Origin of the sequence: Chengkuizengella axinellae (assembly GCF_030730905.1) — a bacterium.
Taxonomy (GTDB): domain Bacteria; phylum Bacillota; class Bacilli; order Paenibacillales; family KCTC-33759; genus Chengkuizengella; species Chengkuizengella axinellae.
The window spans coordinates 681,995-694,437 of sequence record NZ_JAVAMP010000001.1 but is presented as its reverse complement, the minus strand read 5'-3'; the positions used below and the strand labels follow the sequence as shown (position 1 = coordinate 694,437).

General features: G+C 32.2%; 15 protein-coding genes. 5 read left to right on the top strand and 10 right to left on the bottom strand.

The window, feature by feature from the left end:
* Window positions 1-32 precede the first annotated feature (32 nt).
* The 3 genes from Q5Y73_RS03410 to Q5Y73_RS03400 all read right to left on the bottom strand — a co-directional run bounded on the left by Q5Y73_RS03410 (window position 33) and on the right by Q5Y73_RS03400 (window position 2,212).
* The gene (locus Q5Y73_RS03410; RefSeq protein WP_305990431.1) at window positions 33-434 is read right to left on the bottom strand and encodes a DUF3397 domain-containing protein; all 402 of its coding nucleotides are present in this window, start codon (window positions 432-434) and stop codon (window positions 33-35) included.
* A gap of 89 nt (window positions 435-523) precedes the next feature.
* On the bottom strand, window positions 524-1,471 hold the full coding sequence (locus tag Q5Y73_RS03405; RefSeq protein WP_305990430.1) for a ketopantoate reductase family protein: 948 nt from the start codon (window positions 1,469-1,471) through the stop codon (window positions 524-526).
* Between the two features lie 90 nt (window positions 1,472-1,561).
* Window positions 1,562-2,212, bottom strand: a complete 651-nt coding sequence (locus Q5Y73_RS03400; RefSeq protein WP_305990429.1) for an RsfA family transcriptional regulator — start codon at window positions 2,210-2,212, stop codon at window positions 1,562-1,564.
* A 449-nt stretch (window positions 2,213-2,661) separates the two neighbouring features.
* Between Q5Y73_RS03400 and Q5Y73_RS03395 the strand changes: the two genes are divergently transcribed.
* Complete coding sequence (locus tag Q5Y73_RS03395; protein ID WP_305990428.1) at window positions 2,662-2,895, top strand: DUF2626 domain-containing protein; 234 nt, start codon at window positions 2,662-2,664, stop codon at window positions 2,893-2,895.
* A gap of 31 nt (window positions 2,896-2,926) precedes the next feature.
* Here the strand turns inward: Q5Y73_RS03395 and Q5Y73_RS03390 are convergent, their stop codons facing one another.
* Complete coding sequence (locus Q5Y73_RS03390; protein ID WP_305990427.1) at window positions 2,927-4,060, bottom strand: class I SAM-dependent methyltransferase; 1,134 nt, start codon at window positions 4,058-4,060, stop codon at window positions 2,927-2,929.
* Window positions 4,061-4,178: 118 nt separating this feature from the next.
* On the opposite strand from Q5Y73_RS03390, the gene Q5Y73_RS03385 reads away from it, so the two are divergent.
* Both Q5Y73_RS03385 and Q5Y73_RS03380 read left to right on the top strand, forming a co-directional pair.
* On the top strand, window positions 4,179-5,453 hold the full coding sequence (locus tag Q5Y73_RS03385) for a hypothetical protein (protein WP_305990426.1): 1,275 nt from the start codon (window positions 4,179-4,181) through the stop codon (window positions 5,451-5,453).
* Between the two features lie 177 nt (window positions 5,454-5,630).
* Entirely contained in the window at window positions 5,631-6,722 is a 1,092-nt protein-coding gene (locus Q5Y73_RS03380; protein WP_305990425.1) for a coiled-coil domain-containing protein, read from the top strand.
* Between the two features lies 1 nt (window position 6,723).
* On the opposite strand, the gene Q5Y73_RS03375 is transcribed toward Q5Y73_RS03380, so the two are convergent.
* Complete coding sequence (locus Q5Y73_RS03375; protein ID WP_305990424.1) at window positions 6,724-7,932, bottom strand: ABC transporter substrate-binding protein; 1,209 nt, start codon at window positions 7,930-7,932, stop codon at window positions 6,724-6,726.
* A gap of 113 nt (window positions 7,933-8,045) precedes the next feature.
* Here Q5Y73_RS03375 and Q5Y73_RS03370 point away from each other — a divergent pair, with 113 nt between their 5' ends.
* Window positions 8,046-8,531, top strand: coding sequence for a hypothetical protein (locus tag Q5Y73_RS03370; protein ID WP_305990423.1), 486 nt, complete (start codon window positions 8,046-8,048; stop codon window positions 8,529-8,531).
* A gap of 124 nt (window positions 8,532-8,655) precedes the next feature.
* Here the strand turns inward: Q5Y73_RS03370 and Q5Y73_RS03365 are convergent, their stop codons facing one another.
* Window positions 8,656-8,958, bottom strand: coding sequence for a hypothetical protein (locus Q5Y73_RS03365; protein WP_305990422.1), 303 nt, complete (start codon window positions 8,956-8,958; stop codon window positions 8,656-8,658).
* Between the two features lie 101 nt (window positions 8,959-9,059).
* Window positions 9,060-10,388 (bottom strand): PhoH family protein, encoded by a 1,329-nt coding sequence (locus Q5Y73_RS03360; RefSeq protein WP_305990421.1) that lies wholly within the window; start codon window positions 10,386-10,388, stop codon window positions 9,060-9,062.
* A gap of 173 nt (window positions 10,389-10,561) precedes the next feature.
* On the opposite strand from Q5Y73_RS03360, the gene Q5Y73_RS03355 reads away from it, so the two are divergent.
* Window positions 10,562-11,059 (top strand): YhcN/YlaJ family sporulation lipoprotein, encoded by a 498-nt coding sequence (locus Q5Y73_RS03355; protein WP_305990420.1) that lies wholly within the window; start codon window positions 10,562-10,564, stop codon window positions 11,057-11,059.
* A gap of 128 nt (window positions 11,060-11,187) precedes the next feature.
* Here the strand turns inward: Q5Y73_RS03355 and Q5Y73_RS03350 are convergent, their stop codons facing one another.
* The 3 genes from Q5Y73_RS03350 to Q5Y73_RS03340 form a co-directional block, all read right to left on the bottom strand.
* Window positions 11,188-11,640 (bottom strand): pyridoxamine 5'-phosphate oxidase family protein, encoded by a 453-nt coding sequence (locus Q5Y73_RS03350; protein WP_305990419.1) that lies wholly within the window; start codon window positions 11,638-11,640, stop codon window positions 11,188-11,190.
* A 73-nt stretch (window positions 11,641-11,713) separates the two neighbouring features.
* Window positions 11,714-11,989 carry a hypothetical protein gene (locus Q5Y73_RS03345; RefSeq protein WP_305990418.1) on the bottom strand — a complete coding sequence of 92 codons (276 nt, stop codon included), beginning with the start codon at window positions 11,987-11,989 and terminating at the stop codon, window positions 11,714-11,716.
* A 29-nt stretch (window positions 11,990-12,018) separates the two neighbouring features.
* A complete protein-coding gene (locus Q5Y73_RS03340; protein ID WP_305990417.1) occupies window positions 12,019-12,339 on the bottom strand; it encodes a YlaH-like family protein in 321 nt (106 codons plus the stop codon).
* Window positions 12,340-12,443 lie beyond the last annotated feature (104 nt).

Sequence of the window (12,443 nt, the reverse complement as noted above, 5' to 3'; positions counted from 1 at the left end):
ATAGAACAACCTAACATGAACTAAAAAAATTCTCACAAATTCGCATAATAGATTCCAATTCCTAAAAATAAAAACAGGATATAGGAAGTGCTCAATACCAAAAAGCCTATTCTCCAAATAACCCTTACCAACTTCTTAATATGTACTTTACCTTTCAACCGATTTTGCAAATTCCCAATTAGTCCACCAAAGATCAAAAATATCAATATGATTAACCAAATGCCGCCAAAACTTGAACTTTCAAAAATCAAGTCGTACATTACTGCAACAGCCCCTATTAATAAAGGTGTTGTAAAGTCCATTGCCAAGTTAGTTGCCTTTTTTTTATTCTCAAATTTAAAATATAAAACGACCCATAACAAACCAAATGATACGAAGGGAAGTAATGATAAAATAGCATAAATTGTCCCTACTGCATTTAATATATAACCCATAAAATTCACCTGCAATTTCAACAAATAATTAACTCCAATTGTAACATTACATTGTAAACTTAAATTCTTATGTTATAAAAGTAATTTTTTTAATGGTTTGACTTTAAAACAGTCAACCCTTTAACCATATGATATATTGCTTGATGATTGGGAACTTCAATTTGATGATTCAAAGCTAAACGAATCAGACTTCCATTGATCATATCAATTTCGGTCTCCCTTCCTGCTAGAACATCTTGAAGCATAGAAGAAGAATTGCTTGCTGTTTTATGACAAACTTCAATGAGCTGATCCCACAGCTGTTCTTCGATAATAATACCTGATTTATTTGCTACCAATTTACCTTCCTCAAACAAGTCTTTCATCAACTGCAGCCAGTTTGAAGAAGTAAGCAATTTCCCATTTGGGACGTTTAATATAGCAGTCAATGGATTAATAACTGAATTTATTAATAACTTATTCCAAATTATTCTACTCATATTGTTCGTCATTTTTGCGTTAAATCCTGCATTACTTAGCGATTTTACTAATTTTTTTTCATTTTCTCTTGAAAAATTGGTTTTTGAATCAGCTTGTCCAGTCCAAATATATCCTTTACCTGTATGTATAACCTTACGGTCAGAGCTTTTCTTTGCAGCTTCGGTCGTGACTGCCATATAAATTTTATCACTTGATATCACTTCTGATAATTTTTGATCATGACCAATTCCATTTTGAAAACAAAGCAGATTTGTATGTTTACTCATCAATTTCAAAAGATTCTGGGCTAATGATAGATTAATATGATGTTGCTTAACCATTAAAAAAATCCAATCGAAATGAAAACCAAACTGTTTTGCAATCATCTCATCCATTGAATAACATGTAAAATTGGCTGCATGCTCATTGTTTCCCTCTTTGAGCTGCAGCCCATAATTCCTTATGATTTTGGCTTGTTCCTTGGTTCTAGTGATTAATACTACTGGTATATTAGCTAGAGTATACTTTGCTGCCAATAAAAGACCTAATGAGCCGCCACCGACAATACAAAACCTCATCTTGTCACCTTCTTCAAATGTAACTACCCATTAATATACCATTTAGTTTGTATTTTAAAAAGATTATTCAATGACCTGTTGACTTGAACATTAATCAATTCTTTCAAGGTTTCCATTTGCATCCATTTTAAACTTTGGTTTAGATGCATCCTCTTCCTCAGCAGCTAAAAACGCCATTTTACGAGCCCGATCCATAATTTGAATTAACGCTTTGTAATCGTCATTAACAGTTCTATAGTCAGACTGTACTTCTGTTACTTCTCTTTTAATCTGCTCATTTTCAGAAGTGATTTCCATAAGTATATCTTCTTTTTTCTGCAACTCTTTTTCCAAAAATTTAATTTGTTGAGTTAACTCTTGGTAAGTTGTTTTCCATTGACGTAAAAATCGTATGACTGACTCGATCGAAATAGCCTGTTCTAAATTTGGTGTTTCCCCTTTTACAACAACCGGTTCTGTATTGGTTGTATCAATAGTAGATACTGTTGATGGACTTTCTATTTTTTTAGTTTGATTCCTTTTCTGTCTTTGTCCTTTAGCAATTTGAATTGCCGCTTCATATTTTTTTCTAACACAGCTATTCCATCTAAATCCACATGCTGCTGCAGTTCTTCCAATTCGCTGCCCTACCTCTTCAAACGCTGATAATTGTGTGCTTCCCTCTCGGATATGACGCAATGTGATTTCTGCTAAAATCAAATCGTCATCCGGAGTCCAAGCATCTTGTCTTACTGCTGTCATGTTAAACCTCCTAATCGTGAATTTCAATCTGTTTGGCAAAGTTCGCTTATTTTATCTTTATGCCTATAATAGAGTTCATAGAATCTATTTGTTTGATACTATTTGGTATTACCAATTTTTTTCAACCTCATACATGTTTTTTTAATATATGGTCAAACTATAAATACCTAAAAAAGTGAATAAATATTTCAAAGTAACATTAGAGCATTTTTCAAAGTCCAATGATAAAAAAATCATTGGGCATAAAACCCATAATGAAGAAACTTCTCAATTACCCCTAGCTTAGCTAATGTTAATTAGAAAATGTGTAGAGTTTAAGAATAAGTTTAAGAATCACGACTAAAAATGTTTACAATTTCGTCAATTTTGTATAGTTTACAGGGTTGTTTAAAAACATTATAATTTATGTTATATTGGAGTGAGTTTGCAAACGGAAAGGGGGATGCTGTATGCCAAGAATGTATCGTGTCTTAGGATTTTGGACTTTGGCGATTGGTTTAATGGCATTAGCTGGTCACATGGTTGAGCTAGCTTTAATATCATTTGCTCAAACGGCTGTCTTTGTTTTATTAGGATATATGAATTTATCTGAAAAAGCATACATATTAATTTTCTGGGGTTATTTATTAGTAGCGGGTATTGGAATTACTTATTGGTCTTTCTTTCAAATGCCTACTTATTAGAACAAGTTATATATAAGGGATAGCTTTTCAGCTATCCCTTTTTATAATTCTTTTTTTGTATAAGCACTTTAAATAATTCACTCATTTGATCACTAAGCAGCAATTGTCTAATCGCCCTGTTTTTTTTAGCTGTAGGATGAAATGGATCAGTGAAATCATGCTGCTGCAATTGATCCAAAATTCCATTTTGAATTAAAAATTCTTTTTGTGTCATATAAGACCAATCATTAAAGCCTAAACTCTCCCCTGTACGAATTCCAGTTGAGAAATTCACATGAGAAGTCATATCCTGCTCACCAATATGATCAAACGGCTTATCTGAAGCCAGATGTTTGTAATAACACATAAAAGTACCATCCATTCGATGAGAAGCATATACTTCATTGTTTAGATCCCCATAATCAATCGTAATGATAACTGCAAACTTTTTACTTTCTAAAGATTTCATCTGTTTCTTTAACCAATTCATTGCATCTAAATTTATTTCAAACCTCTGCCCTTGATTCAGACTTAAACCTTCTTGCTGTACATATGATAACAGAGCCTCGTTCGTACATTTCATGTATTTCTCAATAAATTTTCCCTCATTCTCACTCCATCCTACAAATAATTCATAAATTTCCTTTTGATCATAGATTAATCGATGAACAGGAAATGCATCCAAAAGTTCGTTGCTATATAAAATTACATTTTCATCACAGTCCATATTCAACCATTCTTCATTTGTTAAAAACTGTACTTTCGCTTGATGTTCAGCTAAGTTCTCAGCCTGTAATTGTTTATGAAATGAACTTTCCTCTATAGAAATAAAATGAATAAGATCATATACATCTTTATGATTTTCATACAATTCATCTAACACATGTTTAGTTAATCTACCAGTCCCTCCTCCCCACTCTACCAAACTAAATTCCTGACCTTCTATGTTTTTTGATTGTCTGGATATAAATTTTGCCAATGTTCCACCCATTATCGTTCCAATAGAGGAACTTGTATAAAAATCGCCTTCCTTTCCAATTTTGTTCTTATCCTTTACATAATATCCATGCTCAGGATGATATAAACAGATAGACATATATTCATAAAAAGAAATAGCTTGAAATTCACTACTTTGAATTTGGTTCTGTATAAAGTTTACAAGTGGCATGCATCCTAAATTAGTCATTTTGTGGATCCTTTCTTTCATTTTAAAAAGCTTTTTATCACGCTAATCACTGTTCTTATGGTATAATTATATCTGTACATACAGGTGGATTCATTACACAAAGAAGGAGAAATAATACATGAAAAAAACAAGTCAAATCAAATCATTTCTATCTATTTTAAGTACCATTATTTTAATCACATTATTCATTACAGGTTGTACCTCAGAAAATGAAGAAATTAAAGAGAAGGTCAAAACCTCATTGATGAATGAAACCAATTCTTCTATGACTACATTTAGTGGAGAAGCAGAGGTACAAATCCAAATGCCTTCAAATGAATCCAATCCATTTTATACATTATTGCAAACTTTTTTAGAAAATGGAAAAATCACTTGGAATGGTAGCGCCGTAGGTGACTCAGTTAAAGCAAATACTGAATTTGTATCCGATCAAACCTCTTTAAATGTACCTATTATTGTTGCAAATGACAAATTATTTTTTAATATTCCGCTCATTAATCCTGAAGATGAATATTTTGAAGCTCAAAAATCTGATTTGTCAATGAATGAAAACCTTAATATTGGCGAATTATATCAACAATTTTTAGTAGAGCTAATCGACAGATCTGATGCAGAAAAATTTTCCAAAATAGATTCTGAAAATGAGTCTCAAGAACAGACGATCGAAATGGAAATAACACAAGAAGACTTATTTCTAGTTTTCAAGGATTTTACCTTAAAAGAATTAGAGGGTGCATTGCCAGCTGAAATGCATTCAAATATAAGTCAAAAATTAGAAACTTATTCAGTAGATGAAAATGAAGAGAACGAGATTTCACAATTAAGTAAAATTACTTTCATCTTAAATGCAGATGGAGAAATTACAAATCAAAATATTCAGTTGAATCTAAAGGAACTAGGATTATCAATTCAACATCAATCAAACATAGATAACGGTTCGGACACACAGATTAATATACCCGACCAAACCATATCACTTTTCGATTTCTTTACCTATCTAGATGAATTAAACAACGTTCCGGAAATTACTTTCGAGCAAGCAATCTCTATACCAGATGCTAATTACGCTGACAACTCCGTTGAACAAGAAATCCTATCCTTGCTAAATAAGAATCTACAAGCAATCCTTGATAAGGACAAGGAGACGTTTAGTGCAACATTTTCTTCTGAAAAGAATGCTGAAGCTGGCTGGGAACTTGTAAAAAACAATCTGTATCATTTTCTACAAGTTGAGGATTTACAATTTAAAAATAAATCAGGAAAATCTTTTAATGTGGGTGTCTTATTTGAAACTGTAAATAGAGAGGCTGCACACCAACAACCTCTTATGAGTGGTTTTACATTCACAATTAGTAAGGTGGATTCTGAATGGAAAATACAAAGGCTGAAATAAACCGATACAAGAATGAATGTAATAACGTAAAACTTTAAAATCACCCATTTGGACCGAATAAAACAGATCTATCTGTTTGTTTAGGTTCAAATGGGTATTTATATTTGGACAATCATCTTATCATCATTGCGGTCATATAAATGATATAATATGCAGGATAGATGTGGGGGAGAAATTATGCATTTATTGAAAAAAATCCTTATTTTTAATTTTAGTATCTTTCTTTTTTTATATTATTCAAATCTAGCTTATGCTTTGCAGACGAATGAAACAAACTTAGAAGAAACAAAAAAACTGCTGGAAAAAGGATTAACTATTTTTGAAATAGATCAAGAGTTAGACCGACTAACCATTAAGGAAGAAAATATCGCACAGGAAATTACTGAAACAAAAAACAGCATTGAAGTGCAGCGTCAATTAGCTGATCAAAGCCGTGAAAAATCTGGAGAGATATTAAAAAAATACTATACGAGGGAACGAGACGACCTTATCCAACTTTTATTCTCAAGTGAAAGCATATCCGAGGCTTTGACTGTTTTAGAATTTATGCAGGCCATTGTATCAAGAGATCAGAAGATTTTAAACAATTATCAGGAAGACTATGATAAACTTCAAAATTTGTTGCTTGAATTATTAACCACCCAACAGGAACTGCTTGAAATTAAAAAAGCATATCTATTTGAAAAAGATCGTCTAATTACTTTACAGAAGGAATTAGATGATGAAATAAGTCAGCTAGAAGATGGAGAATCCATCCTAGAACAAATCGAACAACTTACGTTGGATTGGGAACGTGAAGGATTACCAGTGTTTAAAAATTACTTCCAGGCCCTTGCAAAAGCAATGCAAAACCTGCCAGATATCTTAACAGATAACCGACAGCATCTACAACTTGAAGGATTACAGTTTGTATTTCAAATTACAGACACAGAACTGAATGATTTTCTAAAAACACAAGATCCTTTGTTTAAACCCTTTGAATTTACATTTCAAGAAAATATGATTACCGCCCAAGGATCAAATGATCAAATCGAAATCAAATTATCAGGTATATATAAAATCGTGTCTGAACCAGAAAACATCATCGAATTCCAAGTGACTGAACTCCGTTATAACGAGTACAACCTTCCAGACACAACAATTAGAGCTTTAGAAGAGGAATTTGATTTAGCTTTTTATCCAAAAAAAATCGCCCCATTTATTGAGGCGACAGAGATTGATTTAAGAGATGGAAATCTCAAAATATTTTTAAACTTTCTAGATAACTAATCTATTCTTTTGTTATTATATTATTTTCCAACCAATCTAAATTCCATATTTCTGATTGCGGTAAGAAGGTTGATGAACCTGTGCCATACAGTTGTTCTATATCTTGGTTGAATTGGCTTATATTCTGTGGCAAATACGGACTTGGAGCTAAGAAACTCATTGCACTAAGAGTTAAATTGTCAACTAAATGATCAGTAAATAAGTTAGAATACTTCTCATCCAAAAGAAGCGTTTGAAGCCATTCAAAAGCTTCTTTTTGAACATTCGTGTTAGATGATACCGCAAAACTTCTTCCTTTAATAAAACCTCCTATTAGAGGTGATTCCAAAGAGTCAGCTTCTTTTACTAATTGAATAGGGGAATAATGATAGTTAAAATCCACACTTTTAGTTATTTCATTTAAGCTAGTGATCATCAACATAATTTCTCCATTATTTAATAATCCCCAAGGATCATCTTCAGAATAAGCAAATTTGCTTATGATATCCCACTGAATTTCTAAAGATTGTATTTCTTCATTCGTTTCTTCCAGATCGTTTTTTGCATTTAAGATCGTTATAATCTGCAGCATACTAAATGGATCTTTCTGATCGATATACACTTGCTCAGGGTTAAGATAAATCATGTCCACAAATTCTGCTGTAGTTGCTGGAGGGAATATCTCTTCACTGTCTTCAACTAAATTAGGGTTCCATACTACTACATAAACATCAGAATCAACAGGGACTGCCCAGTCATGTCTATTCCATTTCGTTTGCGCTAACAACAAAGTCTGGAACTGATCATTCATACTATTAATAATTTCATCTACTTGAATCAAATATCCACTTGCTGCAAATTCATTAATCCATTCATTATCCAGTAGCATAATATCCGATGAAATTCCAATTTGTGATTCTTGTTTGTAAAGTTCATAGGATTCATCTTCTGAAACATTATTCAGTCGGATATTTACACCCTTATGATTTTTCTCAAATTCAGCATTAAATTCCTGTAATAATTGTAGTTGATTATCTCCTAATGATACAGAGATCTCCAATACTTTTGTTGATTGAAATTCTCTTTGAGTGGAATACGGTTTTTCTTCTTCATCTGTTTCATTTTGATTCACTGCTATATTATTTGGTTCAGTTCCTCCAATAAAAGTCACAATACTGAAGGAGATTAATATCATACCCATAAACATAAAAAGACCTTTACGATTAAACATTGGTTTCTCCCCTAGTAACCAGACTTACTACTATAATAACAAAAATGTAGATTGAGTTAAATTAGGTTTTATTGGATAATAGAAAAGTAAGATAGAGCATAAGGAGATTTGATATGATTAAATATGCAGTTTTTATGAATTTACCTGAAGGAAAAATACCTGGTTATTATGCACAAGTTGTAAAAGCATTGGCAAATAAAGCGAATTTGTTTGATAGAGATAAAGAAGTACTCATTGTCCACTCTGAGGATGAATTAAAGCCTGTAATAGAAGTGATGGAGCAATTCAAAATCGATTATGAAATAGGAAAACTGTGGTTATTACCTGAAAGCAGCAAGCTTTCTACTCACTTTTCTGATTTTGGCTTTACCAGCAAATTTGGAAACACATATTTATATGAGCATCTTTCAAGTATTTTTTATTTCACACAAATTGAAGCTTCAAATTTAAAGCAAGCTCTCTATCAAATTGAAGAGCATAAATTAGCGGAGTACAGTATTAATGATACATCCTACTATGCTGTAGAAAAGCATTTAAACGAGCTTATGGAGAGAATTTCCAAAGCTTATGATGGACAAATAGAATTCATTCAAAGTTGAATCCACACTTAAATACAAGTAGTTTATTATTATGGATAAGAAAAAGGGAAACAAAGTTAATAGTCTCAGAAATGGATCGCCATAATCCTTTCTGAGACTATTCTTTTTTATATACATCAATACATTAACCTGAGTGATTCCGTTCTTCGTCTAACGAATCGAGTAACTTCTGCAATGTCTTTTTACTTTTGAGTAATCCTTCTATACTTGAGATCTCAGTCGATCTAGAAATTCTTTTCTCCAATTGATCCATCGTTTTTACGATTGAATATTTTCGATCAATTAACATTTGTTTAATTAGAACATTCATATCGAACTGCTTTCGTGTCATATTTATTTTGTGCCTAGAGGTATTTAAATCTTTTTGAATATCCTCTAAATGTTTCAATGTGATCTTTCTCATTTTTTCCTTACTTTTTAATCTCATATCCTATACCCGCCCAGTTCATTAATTATAATATCATATGAAAGAATTATGTTTTGGGAAGTATTTCATAAAAAAAATCAAAAACAAATCAAAAAGTACACCTATAATAAATCTGTTGCTAATTGAGCTAAGTTAGATCTCTCGCCTTTTTTCAGTGTAATATGACCACTGACTATCTCGTGTTTAAACCTTTCAACTACATGGGTTAATCCATTGCTAGATGTATCGAGATATGGATGATCGATCTGTTCAGGGTCACCCATCAACACAATTTTACTTCCATCTCCCACTCTAGATAGAATAGTTTTCACTTCATGCTTAGATAAATTTTGAGCTTCATCAATAATAATAAACTGATTCGGGATAGAACGTCCTCTAATATATGTTAATGCTTCAACCTGAATACTTCCTAAACCCGCTAATATTTTATCTAAATCACCAGATTTTTTTGTATTAAACAAAAATTCCAGATTATCATATATAGGTTGCATCCATGGCCGTAATTTCTCTTCTTTTTCCCCTGGGAGGTATCCTATATCTTTACCCATAGGTACAACTGGTCTTGCGATAAGCAACTTTTTATATTTATTTTCATCTTCCACTTTCAATAAACCTGATGCTAGAGCCAATAAGGTTTTACCGGTCCCTGCTCGCCCTGTAATTGTAACTAGAGGAATATCATCATTTAAAAGCAGCTCTAATACCATTCTTTGCTGGACGTTCCTAGCTGCAATTCCCCATATAGGATCATTACTTAAATACAATGCCTCTAATTTTTTCACCTGTGAATCTACTTTTAACAGTGCAGATTTAGAAGTCCCTAATTCATCTTTTAAAATAACAAACTCATGGGGATTCAGGCTTCTCTTAAATTTCAAATGATCAATCGTTATATTACGAAATGTATAAAACTCATCAATAATAGATGGATGTATATCTATCGTATTGTAACCATCATAATTCGTTGTTTTTTCAAAACGATCTGATAAAAAATCCTCAGCTTTAATACCTAAAACATCCGCCTTAATTCTTACCAAAGTGTCTTTACTAACCAGTACTACTGATTTTGGGTGGAGTTTATCCTCCTCTTCCAATTTATAATTTAACGCTACAGCTAATATTCGATTGTCATTTGTGATTTCTGCAAACGTATTTTTCATTTTCATAAAACTAAGATGATTTAATTCTACCTTGAGACGACCGCCATTTTCTAAACTGATTCCTTCTTGGAGTTTACCTTTTTCTCGAAATCCATCCAACAATCTCGATACATACCTTGCATTTCGTCCAATTTCATCTGCATTTCGTTTCTTAGAGTCGATTTCTTCCAAAACAATTGCTGGTACTATCACATCATTTTCCGAAAAGCTGAACAATGCATTTGGATCATGTAGAAGAACATTCGTATCTAACACATATATCTTTTTCATTATAATCTCCTCCGCTAAATTTAGATCAATGTAAGAAAATACATAGTTAATAATCTAGAGGACAAACTAAACTAAAAGAAACAAATGATATATACGTTTTCAAAGTTTCTTTTACTTGCAAAGGATACCTTCATTAGCAAGTAATGTGAAAATTCACTGAAGGGAAGATGGAAATGAGAACCTTTTTATTATTCATGTGTTTCATTATGTTAGTCTCAGGTTGTAATCAACAAACGGATCAATCCTCTGAACAACTGACTGTTAGACAAGAGCAATCTTCGGAAACAAACAACAATTTGAATCAAGAAGATATTGCTGCAAGATTAGAAAAACTAACCCTTTCTATTCCAGAGGTGAATGGGGCAAATGTTGTAGTGATAGGAGATACAGCTTTAGTTGGAATTGACATTGACGGCTCTTTAGAAAGGTCTAAGGTGGGTTCTGTTAAATATTCTGTTGCTGAAGCATTAAGCAAGGATCCTTACGGTGCTAATGCTGTGATTACAGCTGACATGGATTTAAATGTGCGAATAAAAGAGATTCGAAATGATATTATGAACGGAAAACCCATTTCAGGTTTTGCTGAAGAATTGGCCGACATTGTAGGACGAGTTATTCCACAGTTTCCACAGAATACGATTCAAAGAGAAAACACAAACCTTAATAAATAATAAGATGGTTAACCTAATAATAGACTTATATGTAGTAGTTAAGCTTTATAATACTTAAACTTGGTTGAAAATTATACTTTCCAACTAAGTTAAAACGGAGACTGGTTAAGTAACCAATCTCCGTAGATTTAACATTTTTTTATTGCATCAAAAACTTGCCCATCTAGCTTTTCTGCTGCTCTTTTATCATAGGTTTTTTCATATTCAGGTTCATTAGAAATGCGTGCGCCATAAAACATTACATCTCTAATGCCTTCAACTTTTATTTCTATACAAGCTAACTTAAAAGGTACGTCATCCATTGCTTCAGTAACAATTTCAGCTGACCCAGCGATTTCGTACACTGTTGAAGAAGCGAACGTTGTTAGCGCTACATGCTTATTTAATTTTATGTTTTTCACAATTCTTGAGCGTTGATCAACAGCAAATCTAACAGTTTTAGCATTTACTGCATGAACCCAAGAGATTACATTACTAGTTGGTGAACCTATTTCCTCATCTACAGTATGTAGTAAAACAAGTTTTTCTTTTTGGAGTTGTGATAATATCGGTTCATTTAATTCAGTCAATATATCTGTCAATTCTCTGGTCCTCCTTTAAAGTTCTTACTTTTAGGTAAATTATAACATAGGAAAATCCATCAAACTATACAGATTAATTATATTTTGGATTAGAATTGATTTCTTCCAAAAGCTGATCTACTATCTCACGATCAAACTTTTTTGTTAAACCTTCCCCATCCTGAGTAAAAGTGACCAAATACATCATTTCATCATCTGATAAATCCAATGTAATGTTTGTCAGATGGTGATCTTCTGTAAGGATGGTTTCAAAAAATTCCAGTGTCTTTAAAGCAGAGTTGTCATCTGGTCTTGCATTGTACACTACTTTCATTTGCAGCCAGTTAAAAAGAGAATCCTGTAAATTCATAAGCATACATTCCTATCTTTTTATAACTTTTATTCTGGTTTTCTTTTTTTACGATCTTCCAAAAAGTATCGAATACGAACTGTGAACATAAGACCGACAGCAACCATTAAACTAAAAATAATAGGTAAATCAACATCGATTTCAAAAATTAATAAAATAAATGAAAATAAAGCAATAATGGAATAAATAATCAAATCTTTTAAAATGGGCAGCTTTTTCACTCTGAACACCTTATTAAACACATAAACAAGGCAGATAAAAATGATAATATACTTATACCAATGATTTTGGATAAACGCACCCCAATCAATGGGTGGGATATCTATTGGTTCAGCTGCGAATAAAAACATATCTAAAATCCTCCTTACAATGACAATCAAACTATGCCCAAAAAAGTGATATGAAGTATGCTGACTACTTCAATCACCTTTTCGGGATACTATCAATTCATGTT